Origin of the sequence: Halpernia humi (assembly GCF_900108025.1) — a bacterium.
Classification (GTDB): Bacteria; Bacteroidota; Bacteroidia; order Flavobacteriales; family Weeksellaceae; genus Halpernia; species Halpernia humi.
This window is the reverse complement of sequence record NZ_FNUS01000004.1, coordinates 81112-96824: the sequence shown is the minus strand read 5'-3', so window position 1 is coordinate 96824 and position 15713 is coordinate 81112. Positions and strand designations below refer to the sequence as shown.

The following is a 15713-nucleotide window of genomic DNA, read 5'->3' as shown; positions in this document are numbered from 1 at the left end:
TTTAAATAAAAAGAGCAGAATTTATCATGAAATTAATATTTATTTAACTCAACTTCACGCACAAATTATCTACTTTTGCCCTTAAATATTAAACCATGAAAAAGCACTTATTTTTCCTTTTAATTTTAAGTTTCAATTTCTTCTTTTCACAATCAGATACGGCGCAAATCGTCATTCCACAAAGAGAAAACTCAAAACTTTCAGAAACCAAACCTTATGTCATTTTAATTTCTGCAGATGGTTTCAGATACGATTATGCTAAAAAATACAATGCAAAAAATTTATTAAAACTCTCAGAAAATGGTGTTGCGGCACAAGCCATGATGCCGAGTTTTCCGAGCATTACTTTTCCAAATCATTACTCAATAATCACAGGTTTATATCCGTCTCACCACGGTTTGGTGGATAATTTTTTTTATGATTATAAACGTAAAGATTTTTATGCCATGAATAATAAAGACCGCGTTCGAGACGGAAGTTGGTATGGCGGCGAACCACTTTGGTCTTTAGCAGAAAAACAAGGAATGCTTTCTGCATCAATGTTTTGGGTGGGTTCAGAAAGTGATGCAGGCGGAAAAAGACCAAGTTATTATTACAATTATCACGAAAAATTTTCACCTGAAGATAAAGTCGAAAAAGTAGTAAGTTGGTTAAAATTACCGATGGATAAAAGACCACATTTCATCACCTTATATTTCCCGGAAGTCGATCACGAAGGTCATAAGTTTGGTCCAGATTCGCCGGAAACAGAAGCATCGGTTCATTTAATTGATGCGGCAGTCGGAAGTTTGGTGCAAAAAGTAAAAGATTTGGGCTTAAAAAATGTCAATATCATTTTCCTTTCAGATCACGGCATGATAAAAGTGAATAAACAAGAACCAATCGCAATTCCTGAAATGCTGTTAGATAAAAAAAGATTCGATTATTTCAATTCTCAAACTTTATTGCGCGTCGTGGTGAAAAATCCCGCAGAAGTAAAAAGCGTTTACCACGAATTGAAAAAAAATGAAACCAAGGATTACAAAGTATTTTTAGATAAAAGATTTCCCAAAAGATTACATTTCAGTGAAAAAGACGATCGCTATAACAGAATTGGTCAAATTCTTTTAGTTCCAAAAGCACCAAATATTTTTCTTGAAAAAGGCAAAAAAACTTCAATAGGAAAACATGGTTACGACCCAAAAACAACACCTGAAATGCGTGCGACTTTCTACGCTTTCGGTCCCGCTTTTAAAGAACATTTAGAAATTAATAAATTCTCAAACGTGAATGTTTATCCCTTAATCGCAAAAATTTTAGGCTTAAAAATCACCGAACCGATTGACGGGAAAATTCAGGTTTTAGATCGGATTTTAAAGTAAATTTTATTATTTCAAGTTGTTTGAAATTATTGAAAAAAACATGTAGTTTAGCCTTTTTCAAACTTTAAAACGTAGTAATATAATCTTTTAAAGCATTATACTTTTGTGCCTTTTGTGGTTAAAAACTTATTTTAAAAATTCTACAAAAACGAAGCATCAAAAGAAAACGGCAGTAAATCCCGTATAGATTTTGTTTTAAAAATTTCGCCATCCAAAGAAGCAAAATAAATTTCAATTAAATCTTTTTGCTTGGCTTCATATTCCAAAATACTTTGTCGGCAAGCGCCGCACGGCGGAATTGGCGTAGAAGAAGTTGCGTCTCTTGGCGCGCCAATCACGAAAAGTTTTTTAATTTTCACATCTGGAAAATTAGATGCAGTCCAAAAAATTGTGGTTCTTTCTGCGCACAAACCTGAAGGATAAGCGGCGTTTTCTTGGTTTGTTCCGGTGTAGATTTCACCATTTTCCAGTAAAATTGCACAGCCGACTAAAAATTCGGAATATGGCGCATACGCTGTTTTTCTTATGTTCATCGCTGCATCAAATAACTTTTTTTCAACATCATTTAATGCTTGATAATTTTCAATCGCTTCAAAATGGATATTAATTTCTTTTTGCATTAGTTAAATTAAGGGATGTAAAGATAGATTTTTTTTATCAATTTTACTTAAGCTATTCTTTCTGCTAATCGTATTTTTGCTGTGCAATAAATAAAAATAGTATGTTATATTCTTCAATAAAATTTAGAAATTTAGAACTTCCCAATCGTTGGGTAATGTCGCCAATGTGCATGTACTCATCCGAAAATGGTTTGGCCAACGATTTTCATTTCGTGCATTATGGAAGTCGTGCGCAAGGTGGAACCGGATTAATTATGGTGGAAGCAACTGCTGTAACACCAGAGGGGAGAATTACGCCAAAATGCATGGGAATTTGGAATGATGAGCAGGCTGCAAAATTAGGTGAAATCGTAAAGTTTACTAAAAACAATTCTGAAAGTAAAATAGCAATTCAATTGGCGCACGCTGGTAGAAAAGCATCCACGTGGGAAAATAAGCAACTAACTTTGGAAAATGGAGGCTGGGAAACGGTTTCTGCAAGCGATATTCCTTACGAAGAAGCTGAAAGAAAACCGCATTCTCTTAGCAAAGAAGAAATAAAAGAAACGGTAAATTTATTTAAAATAGCAGCGCAACGTGCTATAGATGTGGGTTTTGATATTATTGAAATTCACGCGGCGCACGGTTATTTAGTGCATCAGTTTTTGTCGCCTTTATCAAACACCAGAACGGATGAATATGGTGGAAGTTTAGAAAACAGAAGCCGAATTTTAATCGAAATTGTTGATGCTGTAAATGAAGTTTTAGATGAAAATCACCCACTTTTTGTAAGAATTTCTGCCACAGAATATGCTGAAAATGGTTGGGATTTAGAGGAAAGTGTAGAACTTTCTAAAATTTTAAAAGAGAGAAATGTAGATTTAATCGATGTTTCCAGTGGTGGAAATATTCATGGTGCAAAAATTCCGGTTTTTCCTTCTTATCAAGTTCCGATGGCTGAAGCGGTGAAAAAAGGTGCCGAAATTAAAACCGGCGCGGTCGGCTTAATCACTTCAGCGGAACAGGCGGAAGGAATTCTTATGCAAAGCAAAGCAGATTTAATTTTCGTAGCGCGTGAGATTTTGAGAAATCCATATCTTGCGGTAGAAAGTTCTTTTAAAGCAGAGCGAGATTGCTTTTTTCCGCATCAATATTTGCGGGCAAAACCGTGATTTTCACGCAATGACGCTATGAATTTCGCAATGAGCGCAATGGTTAATAATGCGTTTTAAAAATAGGTGAAAATATTAAACGGCAGTAAAAGCGGTTTTTTGAAACATCTAAAAGCAGATTTAATTTTCGTAGCGCGTGAGATTTTGAGAAATCCATATCTTGCGGTAGAAAGTTCTTTTAAAGCAGAGCGAGATTGCTTTTTTCCGCATCAATATTTGCGGGCAAAACCGTGATTTTCACGCAATGACGCTATGAATTTCGCAATGAGCGCAATGGTTAATAATGCGTTTTAAAAATAGGTGAAAATATTAAACGGCAGTAAAAGCGGTTTTTTGAAACATCTAAAAGCAGATTTAATTTTCGTAGCACGTGAGATTTTGAGAAATCCATATCTTGCGGTAGAAAGTTCATTTAAAGCAGAGCGAGATTGCTTTTTTCCGCATCAATATTTGCGGGCAAAACCGTGATTTTAAAAATTTTTTAAACACGAAGGCACAAAGTTTTTTAAAATCTTTGTGCCTTTGTATTTTTTATAATAGCTGATTAACACCTATTTTTTTAAAATTTTAAATTTTTCCCATCGGCGAAGCCGACCTGCGCCTTATCAAAGTTTAGAAAATAATTTTGCGTCTTCGCGTTTAAAATAAAATCTACTTTTAATTAAAATACTCAAACTTTCTTACCGCTTCCAAAGTTTTATCAATTTCTGTTTCTTTAATTGCGTCAGAGATAAACCAACTTTCATAGCCACTTGGCGGCAAATAAATACCATTTGCTAACAATTGATGGAAAAAATTATTAAACAAAGCATGATTCGCATTTCCGGCTTCTGCAAAATTAGAAACCGAAGAAATATGAAAAAATATAGACATCATCGAACCTTTTCGGTTAATTTTGTGCTGAATTCCTTTTTCATTCAAAATCTTTCCGATTTCAAAATCTAAAGTTTCCGTGGTTTTGGCTAAATTTTTATAGAAATTTTCGTCTTTTTTAATCAATTTTAAAGTTTCAAAACCAGCGCGCATCGCCAAAGGATTTCCACTTAAAGTTCCGGCTTGGTAAACCGCACCTTTTGGCGCCAGATAATCCATAATTTCATTTCTTGCCGCAAAAGCACCGACAGGAAGTCCACCGCCAATTATTTTTCCATAAGTAACAATATCGGCATTCACGTTGTAAAGTTCTTGTGCGCCGCCAAAAGCCAATCTAAAACCAGTCATCACTTCGTCAAAAATCAGTAGAGCACCATTTTCATCACACAAAGTGCGAAGTTTTTGAAGAAAATTATTTTCTGGTAAAACACAACCCATATTTCCACCAACTGGTTCTATAATCACTGCTGCAATTTCACCAGAATTATGTTTAAATAAATCTTCAACCTGCTCAATATTATTGTATTCCGCCGTCAAAGTATCTTTTGCCGTTCCTTTCGTCACACCTGGTGAACTTGGATTTCCGAACGTTGCCAAACCACTTCCGGCTTTTATTAAAAAAGAATCGGAATGCCCGTGGTAACAGCCTTCAAATTTGATGAATTTTTCTCGTCCCGTAAAACCACGCGCCAATCTAATTGCGCTCATACAGGCTTCTGTGCCAGAAGAAACCATTCTGATTTGGTCGATATTAGGCACATTTTCCACGATAAATTTTGCAATTTCCGTTTCCAGTTCTGTTGGTGTTCCGTAAGAAAAACCTTTTTCTGCCTGTTTTTTAATGGCTTCTAAAACTTCGGGATGCGTGTGTCCCAAAATTGCTGGTCCCCAAGAATTGATATAATCGATATATTGTCGGTCGTCTTCGTCTGTTAAATAAGCGCCCTGTGCGTTTTTCATAAAAAGTGGCGTTCCACCGACGGATTTAAAGGCCCGAACTGGTGAATTTACACCGCCAGGAATATATTTATAAGCTTCTTCAAAAAGTTTACTGCTTCTTTCGTATAACATTAATTTCTTGGTTTTTTATGATTTAAATAAATTAATTGTCCAACGCGTGGTTGTTGTCCGTCGTTCATTCTATTTTTAGAATATAATTTTCTTTCTTTTATGCCGAATTTTTGTGCAATACTGTGCATTGTGTCGCCTAAAACGGTTTTATAAGTATCTACGTTTCCACTAGATTTCTTGGATTCTAAAAAGAGAATATCGTTTTTCTTGAGGTTTGTCGAAGTCAGCTCATTCCATTTTTCGAGTCGTTTTTCACTAATGTCGAATTTTTCAGCAATTGATTTTAAAGGTAAATCTTCCGGAACAATGATGAATTTTAAACCGCCATTTGGATGGTTTTTAACTAAAATAGAATTTAAAATTTCGCTTTTGGTTTTTATTTTTTCAACGCGTACTTGTTGGTTGGCATAAGTTTCTTGTTTATACGGAACGATAACAGTTTTCGGTTTTGTAATTACTGCATTTTGCCCCAATTTTGCCATAAAAACTTTGTCGTTGTTTAGGTCTGGATACATTTTAAGAATCGCGTACAAAACCGTTTTAGAATTAGTATTATCGAAATCATACAAATGGTATTTTTCAATTTTATCAATTAAAATATTGGCGTAGCGTGGGTTTGTAGCATAGCCTGCTTTTTTCAATCCATAAGCCCAGGCTTTGTAATCTTTCGGGTCTAGTTTAAAAAGATTCACGTAATATTTTCTGTAGGCCAAGAATTTTGAATGGTCTTCATACGATTGTTTTGGGTCGTCATATACGCGGAAACATTCATTTGGTGCATCATCGGTGTGTTTCATTGTTTTTCCCGTCCAGTCATCTTTGCATTTTATACCAAAATGGTTATTGCCTTGTTGCGCCAAAATACTTTGTCCGCCTGCTGTTTCTAAAAGTCCTTGCGCGAGAGTAATACTTGCAGGAATCTTATATTTTTCCATTTCTTCCACCGCATAAGGAGCGAATCTTTGGATGTATTGGTCTTCAGTTGCCCAGGTTTGAGCGCCCAATTTTGCTAATATTAAAAAACCAATTAATTGGAATAATCTTTTCATATTTTTCTTTTTTATTTGGGCAGCTTGTTCCGCCTTCCACTCCCGCTTCCGCCGCGGCGGAGAGCTCCGTTCAAGTCGGGCTGCGGTTTTTCGCAAAAATAAAATTATGTTCTAATTAGCCCATTTTCAAACTATTGAACTTTCAAATTTTCAAATTTTTTGCGCAATAATAAATTCGCACCTTCAATGCCTTGCAAACCACCAGTATGAAATGCTAAAATTTTAGTTCCATCTTCAAAATAATTATTCTCAATCATTTCAAATAATTTCTGCATCATTTTTCCGGTGTAAATTGGGTCTAATTGAATGCTGTATTTTTCTTTAAAACCATTTATAAAACGAACATTTTCCGCAGATATTTTTCCATATCCACCAAAACTCGCGGAAATTAATTCAAAATTTTTCTTTCCAGACCAATTAAAAATCTTTTCTTCTAAAGAAGAATCTTCCACCACATTAAACCCTAAAACTTTCTGATTTTCTGCTGCATAATGAGAAATTCCTGCTAAAGTTCCGCCCGTCCCAACTGCGCTGCAAAGATAATCAAATTCTTTGGTTTCATCTGTGAGCATATGTTGTATTCCTTTTATAGCGAGTGTATTTGAACCGCCTTCAGGAATAATTAAAGCATCGGGAAATTCTTTCTTTAAATTTTTGGTTAAAATTTCTTTTTCCCGATATTTTTCTCTAGAAATAAAGCGGAATTCCATTCCATTTTCTTTTGCTTTTCTCAAAGTTGGGTTTTCTTGCCATTTTCCTGCTAGTTCTTCACCACGAATCAATCCTAAAGTTGGTATTTTATATATTTTACCAACCGCCGAAACTGTGAAAATATGATTGGAAAAAGCGCCACCGAAAGTGATTATTTTTTTTTCTTTAATCGCTTGGTCTAAATAAAGATTAATATTGTAAAATAATTTCCAAAATTTATTTCCTGAAATTTCTGTGTGAATTAAGTCTTCACGTTTTAGAAATAAACGAACGTTTTTACCTAATAAAATCTCGGTGATTGGAATTTTAATTATTGGAAGTTGCATTCGGCAAAATTAGTAAACTTTTTTTGCGTCATTGCGAGGAAGGGAGCAATCTTTTGGTTTAAGATATAAATAAATTTTTTGAGTAATTTTACATCTAATTATGGAACAAAAATCAAAAGATCCTTTGCACGGGAAACGCTTGGATGCTATTCTTGAAGAATTAGTAGATTATTACAACGGTTTTGAGGAATTGGGAAAGCAAATTAATATTAAATGTTTTACGGATAACCCAAGCATCAATTCTTCTTTAAAGTTTTTGCGAAAGACAGATTGGGCAAGAGCAAAAGTGGAAAGCCTTTATCTCTACGTTTTACGCCAGAAAAAGAAGTCGGCGAGAGATTCAGACTAACTTTGATAAAAATCACTGTCACACTGAACCTGTCGAAGTGCTTTATCAAAAATAATTTCTTACTGATGGATCATTTTGAAAATCGCTAAAATCTGCGCCCCGGCCTGAACGGAGCTCTCCGCCTCGGCGGAAGCGGGAGTGGAGGACGGAAAAAGGCGCCCAAAAAAAAGAAACCTTAATTGGTTTCCTTCTTTTGTTTAGATTTTTTCTTCGCAATTTTAGATTTTATGAATTTCTTTCGTTCTTTCACTATTTCTAAACTTGAAGCGCAGAAACAGAGTTGTTCTGCATCTTTTAAAAATTGCAAAGCGTTGCGCAAACTTCCTCTTTTTTCAGAGAGTATAGATCTGTAATACAGTAGGTTATATCTATCAATTCCTTTTATTTTTAGTGCATAATTGATTAATTTTTCTGCTTCATAATAATCTTCGTTATTGAGTAAACAGGCGATATAATATTGTGGCGTATTGATATTTGAAACATTGTGAAGCATTGCTTCTTCGAAATAGTCTTTGGCTTTTTCGTAATCTTTTAGCACTTCAGAATAGATTCTGCCCATTAAACAAAGCGCGTCTGAATCTTCGGGATCATAGGACAAAGCGTAATTTAAAGCCTCTAAACAATCGGGTAAATTGTAGGGATAAAAATCTAATGCTTCGAAATAATATTTGTTTTTAGTTAAGTTCATTTCGGTAATTTTTTAGTTCATTTTTCAAAACAATTCTTTTCTTTTTGAAAGATGGGTTTGTTTCATTTTTCTTGAAATCTTTTCCTGTAAAGGTTTTCACTGGGTTTCCTCTTTCTAATTGAGATTGTGAAAACCAAGTTTCTTGCAACTGTTGTTCTAGTTGTTGCAATTCAAAATTTTTGTATTTTTCTTTCAATCTGGCTGTTGCTAGTTTTTTATTTTCTAGTTGCGACCTTGTATCTTGTGCAAAAACTGAAATTTTTGTTGGCAAATGTGTGGCGCGAACTGCGGTATTTACTTTGTTTACATTTTGGCCGCCACTTCCTTGGCTTCTTGTAGTTTGAAATTGGATGTCTTTCTCATTAAATTCTATTTTTTCTAAGGTTTTAATTTCAAAAATCCCAATAAACCAATTGCTTCTTTTGTGAAGTTTTCTGAAAGTACTTTTGCCAATCCAACAAATACTTCCCAACCAATTTTTCAGAAAAATACTGGTATTTTTGCCTGTTAATCTTATAGTTACAGATTTTAAACTTAGATTTTCATCGCCACAAACCCTGTGTAAGATTTCATATTCTAAATTTTCTTGCTTAGTTTCTTCTAAGAAAACCTTCAGAACTTTTGCTACCACATATTGGCATTCCAAAGGCCCTTTTCCAGAAGAAATTTGTATTATTTTTTCCATTTTTTCTATTTTTATTTGTCCATTCTAACAATTCTCGGTTGAAATGTTCCTAAAATATCTACTAAATCTTTTTGAGAATTCATCACTTCATTGATATTTTTATACGCCATTGGCGCTTCTTCCACAGAACCTCCAATGAGGCTAACTTTATGTTTTTTCAATTCGGTTTTAATATCATTTTTTGTAAATAAATTTCTTGCTGAAGATCTAGAATGCGCTCTTCCTGCCCCATGAGAAGCAGAATTTATAGAATCTGGATTTCCTTTCCCACGAACAATAAAACCTTTTGCCGTCATAGAACCTGGAATAAAACCAATTTCGGCATCAGATGCGGGTGTTGCACCTTTTCTGTGGACTATTAATTCTTCGCCATTGTGCAATTCTTTCCAAGCAAAATTGTGATGATTTTCTATTCGCGCCTTTAATCTTCCGCCCACAGATTTTATTAATCTTCTGTGGATATCGTGATGACAGGCTGAAGCGTAATCTCCCGCTAAATTCATTGCAACCCAATATTCTAAACCCAGATGCGTGTCTAAATCTAACCAAGCGAAATGCTGTGCTTCCTTTGGTAGCGGACATTGTTCTACTGCAACTCTTGAATAGTATTGTGCAATTTCTGCTCCCAAACCGCGTGAACCACTGTGAGAAAGAATGCCTAAATATTTGCCTTTTGGCAAAGCAAAATCATTATTTTCCTCTAAAATTTCTACTTCGCCGAATTCTACAAAATGATTTCCACCTCCTGAACTTCCCAATTGTTTGATTGCTTTTCCTTTTAATCTTTTCAAAATTGGTAGCAAATCAAAAGTATCACGATCAAAAATTTCATTTTCAAATTGTGATTTGTGCACTTCATTCATTCCAAATTTCGTGTTGTCGTTAAGTGCTTTTTCATATTTATCTCTTGCACCATCTAGATAAGTTACTGGTGTGTCTAAAATGCTTAAACACATTCTACAGCCAATATCCATCCCAACTCCAAAAGGAATTACTGCGTTTTTTGTTGCCAAAACTCCGCCAATTGGTAAGCCGTAACCATAATGTGCATCGGGCATTAAAGCTCCTTTCGCAGAAATTGGTAATTTTAAAGCGGTGTATAATTGGTTAATTGCTTCGTTCGCAATATTTTCTCCAAAAATTTTATAGGGCGCTCTTTGAGATTGTATTTCTCTTTTTTCTACTTTGCTTAATGATAATAATTCTTCAGCAATTTGCCCAAATGACAAATGATTTTTATAGTGTTCTGGTTGCAAAATAATGTCTTTTAAAATACTTTTTACATAATTGATATTTTTGTTCGGAAAGTTTTTCTTCATCACTTCCAAAGCTGTTGTAACCACTTTATTATTAGGATATCCCAACTTTAAAATGTCTTTCCCTTTTAATTTTAAATTTCCCATTTTTTTTAATTTTAATAATCAGACTTCTTTTTGAAATCTGTTTTTTATGGATAATCCATAGTTATTTTCACAAAACATTAGCACATTTTTGCAAGAATAATGCTGCTGAAATAATCAACAGTTAAATTGGCATCAAAAATTTCGGAGAAGTTTTAAATTGAAAAATATTGACAAAAAATAAACCCGAAATTTTTCAACTTCGGGTTTGTTTTATCATTTAAGAAAATTTTCTATGAGAATGTAAAAGCCCGAAGCATTACCACAGAAAGTGGTAAGTTGTTGGTGTTAAATTGATTTAATTTGAACATTACTTCAGTTTTTTTTAGATTTTATACTTAATAAGTTGCAAATATAATTACATTTTTTTGAATTGTGCAAGATAAATTTTTGAATTATTTGATGGTTTAAGAAAAATAGGCTTAGTTTGTTAATTTTCGACTGGATTTTATATCGTATTTACAACATGAAACTTTAAAAAAAAATCAGGTTTTTTCACCAATTTATTTTCAGTAATTTTGCAGATTGGTATTTTACTTAAAAGTAAGGACTAAATATTTTAAATTTTTTGACCAGAATTATATGAAAAGATGGTATCTCTACCCTTTATCTCTCGGTTATCATGTGGCAACTTCACTCCGAAATCGCCTTTATAACTGGGGAATCTATAAATCGACTACTTTTAAGACACCCGTAATTGGCGTCGGAAATTTGTCTGTTGGTGGAAGTGGAAAATCGCCAATGGTGATGTATTTGGCAGAATTATTATCTAAAACTTACCGAACAGGCGTGCTTTCTAGAGGTTATGGGAGAATTACGAAAGGTTATGCTGTGGTGAATTACGACAGCAATTATAAAACTGTTGGCGATGAAGCGATGCAATTATTCGAACGTTTTAAGAACCGTTTTGCAATTGGGCTTTCTGAAGAGCGCGTTCCTGGTGCAAAAAAATTAATTTCAGATATGGATTTGGAGGTTTTAGTTTTAGATGATTCTTACCAGCACCGCGCCATTAAACCTGGGTTCAATTTACTTTTAACGGATTATAATGATCCTTATTTTAAAGATTTTATTTTACCAGCCGGAGATTTGCGCGAAAGCAGAAATGGCGTAAAACGGGCAGATTTAATCATCGTCACAAAATGTCCAGATCAATTAACGCAAGAAAAAAAGCAGTATTACATTAGCCGAATTAAGCCACAACATAACCAAAAAGTGTTTTTTAGTTCCATAAGTTACGACGAAAACGTGTACAGTAAAGACCAATTTTTGCCAGACAATAACCTTAATTATTATGATATTTTGTTGATAACTGGGATCGCAAATCCTACTTTATTGCTAAAACATTTAAAGAAATTTAGCAGTAGGGTAAAACATTTGAAATTTAAAGACCATCACCACTTCAGTGATACTGATATAAAAAAAATTGCTTCGGAATATAAAAAATTAGGCGAATACAAAATAATTTTAACGACTGAAAAAGATTATGTTCGCTTAAAAACTTTTGATTATTTAAGGGATAAAATGTATTATTGGCCAATAAATGTGAACATTCAGGAGAAGGAGAAATTTGACCAAATTATTTTAGATTATGTTAGAAAAAATTAAAGAAACCACCGCTTTTATAAAACAAATTATAAAAGATACTCCTGATTTTGCAATAGTTTTAGGTTCTGGTTTGGGAAAATTGAAAGATGAGGTTGATGCCATTCACACTTTAGATTATTCAGAAATCCCCAATTTTCCACAAACAACTGTAATTGGGCACGGCGGAAAATTAATCTACGGGCTTTTAGAAGGCAAAAAAGTACTTTTAATGAGCGGTAGGTTTCATTATTATGAAGGTTATGATATGCAAACGGTCACTTTTCCGATGCGAATTTTTCATCTTCTAGGTATTAAAAATTTAATTGTTTCTAATGCTTCCGGCGGTGTAAATCCAGATTTTAATGTGGCAGATATTATGTTGATTACGGATCATATTAATATGTTTCCCGAGCATCCTCTTCGTGGAAAAAATTTGGATGAACTTGGGCCGCGTTTTGTGGATATGAGCGAATCTTATAGCCGAAAAATGCTAAATGTTGCCGAAAATGTAGCAAATCTTCTAAATATTTCTATTAAAAAAGGTATTTATGTTGGTCTGCAAGGCCCTACATTTGAAACGCCAGCAGAGTATGGAATGGTAAGAATTCTTGGTGGCGATGCCGTTGGTATGAGCACTGTTCCTGAAATTATCGTTGCAAAACACATGGGTATGAATTGTTTCGGAATTTCAATTATCACAGATATGGGCGGGCCAGAAATTGCCTTTTCTGTTTCGCACGATGAAGTTTTACAAGCGGCAAAAAAAGCAACGCCAAATGTTATAAAAATTGTGAGAGGTTTGGTGAGGGATTTTAACTAAAGTGCTAGTTATGGCACATAGATTTTATTTTTTATGGCAAATAGCACCAATCCAATTCTGTTTTTTACATTTAGTTTTGAAAAAAGATGGTCTCTGTAGCCATCAATTGTTTTGGGACTTAGGAACATTTTATCGGCAATTTCTTTGTAAGTCATTTCAGTGCAAACCAATTCCATAAATTTTATTTCGTTTTCTTTAAGATTAAATTCATCTTCGTTTATGGAATGAAACATGGCGTCGTTCACTAATTTTGTGTGGTAAATGCCGTTTTTCATTAGTGAAATCATTGCATTTTCTAGCGTGCTTTTATCAACATCTTTTAGCAAATAGCCTTTTGCACCAGATTTTATCATGGTAATGATCGTTTTTTCGTCATCTTCTACGGTAAGTGCTAATATATGGATTTCAGGATTGGTTTTTTGCAGCCATTTTGTGGTTTCTATACCGCCCATTATTGGCATATTCACATCCATTAAAATAATATCTGGAATATTTTTTAGTTTTATTTTTTCTATAAGTTCCTTGCCATTTTCACAGGTATATAATAGTTCAAAATTGTCAAAACTATTGATGATTTCACCAATTGCTTGCGAAAGTAATTTATAATCTTCAACAATTGCAACACTATATTTTTTCATATTTCTTGCTTTTTGTAATTTATAGTAAGTTTAGAACCAGCGCCAATTTCAGATTCAATATTTATTTCAGCATTTATTAATTTTCCTCTTTTTTGAATATTAAAAATTCCGATGCCATTGTTTTTTAAATTCTTTAGATTAAATCCTATTCCATTTTCTTTCGCCACAATCGTTAAGTTGTCTTCATCAAATTTAAAAGTTACCAGAAGTTCTTTTGCTTGCGCATGCTTGATGGTATTGGTGAAAAATTCTTGTAAGATTCTAAATAAAACGATTTCAATTTTTTTCGAAATTTTGAATGTGGTGCCTTCTTGGCGCAAATCAGATTTTATAAAATTCAGGCGGTTATACCTTTTTATTTCCAAATCTACTGCATCAAAAAGGCTGATGCTTTTTAGAAATTCGGGATTTATACTTTTGGTTAAAGCTCTTACTTCGTGTAAGGCATTGCCCAAGGTGTTTTTCACTTCATCTAAAGTTGCGTTTCCTTCTAAAGTTTGCAACTGTATTTTTGCCAAAGTGAGCATTTGGCCGATATTATCATGCAATTCCCAACTGATGTTTCTTAAAGTTTGTTCCTTTATTTCGCTTTGCAAATTAATGATTTCATCATCGAACTGTTTTTTTTCAATTACTTGCTTTTTTATTAAGTATATTTTCTTTTTCTGGAAAATTAAAAACAGAAATATCGTGACGCCACTTAATAAAAAAAGTGAAATCATTGCAGTTATTAGATAGACTGTTCTTTCTTGCTCCAAAATAAACCGATTGAAATAATTAGATAAAAAATAAAGACCACAGCATAATTAAACGCATAAATATATGGAATTGTAGGTGAGTATTTGTAATAATTTATGATAACTTTAAAGGGAATACTGGTTACATAATAGATGAAAACCGCAATACTGATCCAAAATGAAAACATTCTTGTGACAATAATAATCTTTTCCGAATTCAAAATTTCTGAAAAATATAGCACGATGCTGATGACAATAAGGCTTGCGCCAACAAAATAGGTATTAGAAAAATAATCGAATCTAAAATTTTGGAAAAAGCAGTTTATAAAGACAGAAAGGTAGTAAATGAAGAGAAAAATGCTAATAAATTTCCTGTTTTGTGGCTTCACTACCAAATGGCGATATAATAGAAAATAAAAACTAAATTCTATTACTCTGTAAATATTATATATAATAGTATTATTATGATCAATATATGCCGAATAGTAGGGTGCGAATAACTCTGTTGCTAACTCAAGCCAAATGAGTGGCATGAAGTATTTTAGAAAGGTTGATTTATATTTATTGTAAAAAACAGTAGATAGAATAGCCGTAATGATGAGAAAATACAAAACGCCATTCTTAAATATTTCTAAAGGTATTTGTGACAAAAACATAAATAATTTTATTGAGCAGGTGGTGGGCAAATGTTTAATTCGTTTAATATTACACTTGTATTTTCATTTTCATTTAGGGATTGTTTAGAAGACGCTTTTTGTGTGCTGTTTTCTAGAGATGCCGTTTCTATATTTACCCGAACATCTTTAGAAAAAAGAAGTTCATTAATCGGTGTAAAATCCCCAATGAATTTATTTTTAGCATCTTTTGCCGCGATAGAAAATGGCACGTTTTGCAGATAATTGTATTTCTTTTGTTCCTCTGTCATCTTTCCAGGTGCGTTTTGCTTAATTGTTGGAGCAAAGAAAAAAGTTTCGCGACCTGCATGTTCAATGTTTTTGCTTCCTATTTCAGGGTATGCACCATAATAAATTCTAATGCCAGATATTTCTTTATTATTCAATTTTCCTACTTGGTCTAAAAAAGCAATGTATTTTTTCAGCGAATCTAGTTCTATGTACGCAAACTGGGTCGGTTGATACTTTCCATCCATTTTACTTTTTTTAATTAATGATGCAATATTTTCCTCATACTCTTTCTTCATCGTTACACTTTGTGCCACAGAAATAAGATGTGAAGGCACTTCTAAACTTTTGGTTTGTTCTTCGGTCGTTTTTGGTTCATTACAAGAAGATAGTGCGCCACAGGTTAAAATTGCGAAAGCAATCGAAAAAAAATAATTGGTTTTCATAGGTGATTTTTTTATTGTTTTAAAGTTAATATGCAATCGCCAAAGTTTAAGAGTGTTTGCAAGCTTGTTACTGGCGATTTTATATAAATATTTTATTATCTGTTAAAGATAAATTAAAATAAATATATCGGCATACAGGAAAAACACCCGAAAAATTAGGAGGTATTTGCGAGAAATTATAAATAAAATGATTAATGAAATGTTGAACTTGAAATTAATGCATTAAATTATTTTAAGTTCTGAAAAAAGAGATTTTTTACCGTTCTATTTTATTATGAATTCATTTTTTTAGATAAAAT

17 protein-coding genes are annotated in these 15713 nt (G+C 33.2%); 7 read left to right on the top strand and 10 right to left on the bottom strand.

The window, feature by feature from the left end; genetic code table 11:
- Positions 1-95 precede the first annotated feature (95 nt).
- Positions 96-1361 carry an alkaline phosphatase family protein gene (locus C4S29_RS09000; RefSeq protein ID WP_103913819.1) on the top strand — a complete coding sequence of 422 codons (1266 nt, stop codon included), beginning with the start codon at positions 96-98 and terminating at the stop codon, positions 1359-1361.
- 140 nt (positions 1362-1501) lie between these two features.
- Here the strand turns inward: C4S29_RS09000 and cdd are convergent, their stop codons facing one another.
- Positions 1502-1981 carry a cytidine deaminase gene (cdd, locus tag C4S29_RS08995; RefSeq protein WP_103913818.1) on the bottom strand — a complete coding sequence of 160 codons (480 nt, stop codon included), beginning with the start codon at positions 1979-1981 and terminating at the stop codon, positions 1502-1504.
- Between the two features lie 101 nt (positions 1982-2082).
- Between cdd and namA the strand changes: the two genes are divergently transcribed.
- The 3 genes from namA (at position 2083) to C4S29_RS08980 (ending at position 3600) form a co-directional block, all read left to right on the top strand.
- Complete coding sequence (gene namA, locus C4S29_RS08990) at positions 2083-3132, top strand: NADPH dehydrogenase NamA (protein WP_103913817.1); 1050 nt, start codon at positions 2083-2085, stop codon at positions 3130-3132.
- A gap of 66 nt (positions 3133-3198) precedes the next feature.
- Positions 3199-3366: a hypothetical protein gene (locus C4S29_RS08985; protein WP_233740526.1), complete on the top strand. Its 168-nt coding sequence runs from the start codon at positions 3199-3201 to the stop codon at positions 3364-3366.
- A gap of 66 nt (positions 3367-3432) precedes the next feature.
- Positions 3433-3600: a hypothetical protein gene (locus tag C4S29_RS08980; protein ID WP_233740526.1), complete on the top strand. Its 168-nt coding sequence runs from the start codon at positions 3433-3435 to the stop codon at positions 3598-3600.
- A gap of 189 nt (positions 3601-3789) precedes the next feature.
- On the opposite strand, the gene hemL is transcribed toward C4S29_RS08980, so the two are convergent.
- The 3 genes from hemL to C4S29_RS08965 all read right to left on the bottom strand — a co-directional run bounded on the left by hemL (position 3790) and on the right by C4S29_RS08965 (position 7162).
- Positions 3790-5076 carry a glutamate-1-semialdehyde 2,1-aminomutase gene (gene hemL, locus C4S29_RS08975; RefSeq protein ID WP_103913816.1) on the bottom strand — a complete coding sequence of 429 codons (1287 nt, stop codon included), beginning with the start codon at positions 5074-5076 and terminating at the stop codon, positions 3790-3792.
- The gene (locus tag C4S29_RS08970; RefSeq protein WP_103913940.1) at positions 5076-6125 is read right to left on the bottom strand and encodes a glucosaminidase domain-containing protein; all 1050 of its coding nucleotides are present in this window, start codon (positions 6123-6125) and stop codon (positions 5076-5078) included. The genes hemL and C4S29_RS08970 overlap by 1 nt, the downstream gene beginning before the upstream one ends.
- 131 nt (positions 6126-6256) lie before the next feature.
- Positions 6257-7162 (bottom strand): 1-aminocyclopropane-1-carboxylate deaminase/D-cysteine desulfhydrase, encoded by a 906-nt coding sequence (locus tag C4S29_RS08965; protein ID WP_103913815.1) that lies wholly within the window; start codon positions 7160-7162, stop codon positions 6257-6259.
- 100 nt (positions 7163-7262) lie between these two features.
- Between C4S29_RS08965 and C4S29_RS08960 the strand changes: the two genes are divergently transcribed.
- A complete protein-coding gene (locus C4S29_RS08960; protein WP_103913814.1) occupies positions 7263-7511 on the top strand; it encodes a VF530 family protein in 249 nt (82 codons plus the stop codon).
- A 175-nt stretch (positions 7512-7686) separates the two neighbouring features.
- Here C4S29_RS08960 and C4S29_RS08955 read toward each other — a convergent pair whose 3' ends face one another.
- The 3 genes from C4S29_RS08955 to C4S29_RS08945 are packed head-to-tail and all read right to left on the bottom strand — an operon-like array spanning position 7687 to position 10287.
- Positions 7687-8199: a tetratricopeptide repeat protein gene (locus C4S29_RS08955; RefSeq protein WP_103913813.1), complete on the bottom strand. Its 513-nt coding sequence runs from the start codon at positions 8197-8199 to the stop codon at positions 7687-7689.
- Complete coding sequence (gene prfH / locus C4S29_RS08950; RefSeq protein ID WP_103913812.1) at positions 8186-8884, bottom strand: peptide chain release factor H; 699 nt, start codon at positions 8882-8884, stop codon at positions 8186-8188. Before prfH ends, C4S29_RS08955 begins: the two co-directional genes overlap by 14 nt.
- Positions 8885-8895: 11 nt before the next feature.
- Entirely contained in the window at positions 8896-10287 is a 1392-nt protein-coding gene (locus C4S29_RS08945; protein ID WP_103913811.1) for an RtcB family protein, read from the bottom strand.
- A 579-nt stretch (positions 10288-10866) separates the two neighbouring features.
- Between C4S29_RS08945 and lpxK the strand changes: the two genes are divergently transcribed.
- A complete protein-coding gene (gene lpxK / locus C4S29_RS08940) occupies positions 10867-11892 on the top strand; it encodes a tetraacyldisaccharide 4'-kinase (RefSeq protein ID WP_103913810.1) in 1026 nt (341 codons plus the stop codon).
- A complete protein-coding gene (locus C4S29_RS08935) occupies positions 11876-12691 on the top strand; it encodes a purine-nucleoside phosphorylase (protein WP_103913809.1) in 816 nt (271 codons plus the stop codon). Before lpxK ends, C4S29_RS08935 begins: the two co-directional genes overlap by 17 nt.
- An 8-nt stretch (positions 12692-12699) precedes the next feature.
- Here C4S29_RS08935 and C4S29_RS08930 read toward each other — a convergent pair whose 3' ends face one another.
- The 3 genes from C4S29_RS08930 to C4S29_RS08915 all read right to left on the bottom strand — a co-directional run bounded on the left by C4S29_RS08930 (position 12700) and on the right by C4S29_RS08915 (position 15414).
- Positions 12700-13329, bottom strand: coding sequence for a response regulator transcription factor (locus C4S29_RS08930; RefSeq protein WP_103913808.1), 630 nt, complete (start codon positions 13327-13329; stop codon positions 12700-12702).
- The gene (locus C4S29_RS08925; protein WP_103913807.1) at positions 13326-14051 is read right to left on the bottom strand and encodes a sensor histidine kinase; all 726 of its coding nucleotides are present in this window, start codon (positions 14049-14051) and stop codon (positions 13326-13328) included. Before C4S29_RS08925 ends, C4S29_RS08930 begins: the two co-directional genes overlap by 4 nt.
- A gap of 679 nt (positions 14052-14730) precedes the next feature.
- Positions 14731-15414, bottom strand: a complete 684-nt coding sequence (locus C4S29_RS08915) for a hypothetical protein (protein ID WP_103913805.1) — start codon at positions 15412-15414, stop codon at positions 14731-14733.
- Positions 15415-15713 lie beyond the last annotated feature (299 nt).

Excerpts from the sequence above, each read along its gene's own strand:
- C4S29_RS09000 (WP_103913819.1), top strand. The coding sequence starts at position 96 with ATGAAAAAGCACTTATTTTTCCTTTTAATTTTAAGTTTCAATTTCTTC.
- cdd (WP_103913818.1), bottom strand. The coding sequence starts at position 1,981 with ATGCAAAAAGAAATTAATATCCATTTTGAAGCGATTGAAAATTATCAA.
- namA (WP_103913817.1), top strand. The coding sequence starts at position 2,083 with ATGTTATATTCTTCAATAAAATTTAGAAATTTAGAACTTCCCAATCGT.
- hemL (WP_103913816.1), bottom strand. The coding sequence starts at position 5,076 with ATGTTATACGAAAGAAGCAGTAAACTTTTTGAAGAAGCTTATAAATAT.
- C4S29_RS08970 (WP_103913940.1), bottom strand. The coding sequence starts at position 6,125 with ATGAAAAGATTATTCCAATTAATTGGTTTTTTAATATTAGCAAAATTG.
- C4S29_RS08965 (WP_103913815.1), bottom strand. The coding sequence starts at position 7,162 with ATGCAACTTCCAATAATTAAAATTCCAATCACCGAGATTTTATTAGGT.
- C4S29_RS08960 (WP_103913814.1), top strand. The coding sequence starts at position 7,263 with ATGGAACAAAAATCAAAAGATCCTTTGCACGGGAAACGCTTGGATGCT.
- C4S29_RS08955 (WP_103913813.1), bottom strand. The coding sequence starts at position 8,199 with ATGAACTTAACTAAAAACAAATATTATTTCGAAGCATTAGATTTTTAT.
- prfH (WP_103913812.1), bottom strand. The coding sequence starts at position 8,884 with ATGGAAAAAATAATACAAATTTCTTCTGGAAAAGGGCCTTTGGAATGC.
- C4S29_RS08945 (WP_103913811.1), bottom strand. The coding sequence starts at position 10,287 with ATGGGAAATTTAAAATTAAAAGGGAAAGACATTTTAAAGTTGGGATAT.
- lpxK (WP_103913810.1), top strand. The coding sequence starts at position 10,867 with ATGAAAAGATGGTATCTCTACCCTTTATCTCTCGGTTATCATGTGGCA.
- C4S29_RS08935 (WP_103913809.1), top strand. The coding sequence starts at position 11,876 with ATGTTAGAAAAAATTAAAGAAACCACCGCTTTTATAAAACAAATTATA.
- C4S29_RS08930 (WP_103913808.1), bottom strand. The coding sequence starts at position 13,329 with ATGAAAAAATATAGTGTTGCAATTGTTGAAGATTATAAATTACTTTCG.
- C4S29_RS08925 (WP_103913807.1), bottom strand. The coding sequence starts at position 14,051 with ATGATTTCACTTTTTTTATTAAGTGGCGTCACGATATTTCTGTTTTTA.
- C4S29_RS08915 (WP_103913805.1), bottom strand. The coding sequence starts at position 15,414 with ATGAAAACCAATTATTTTTTTTCGATTGCTTTCGCAATTTTAACCTGT.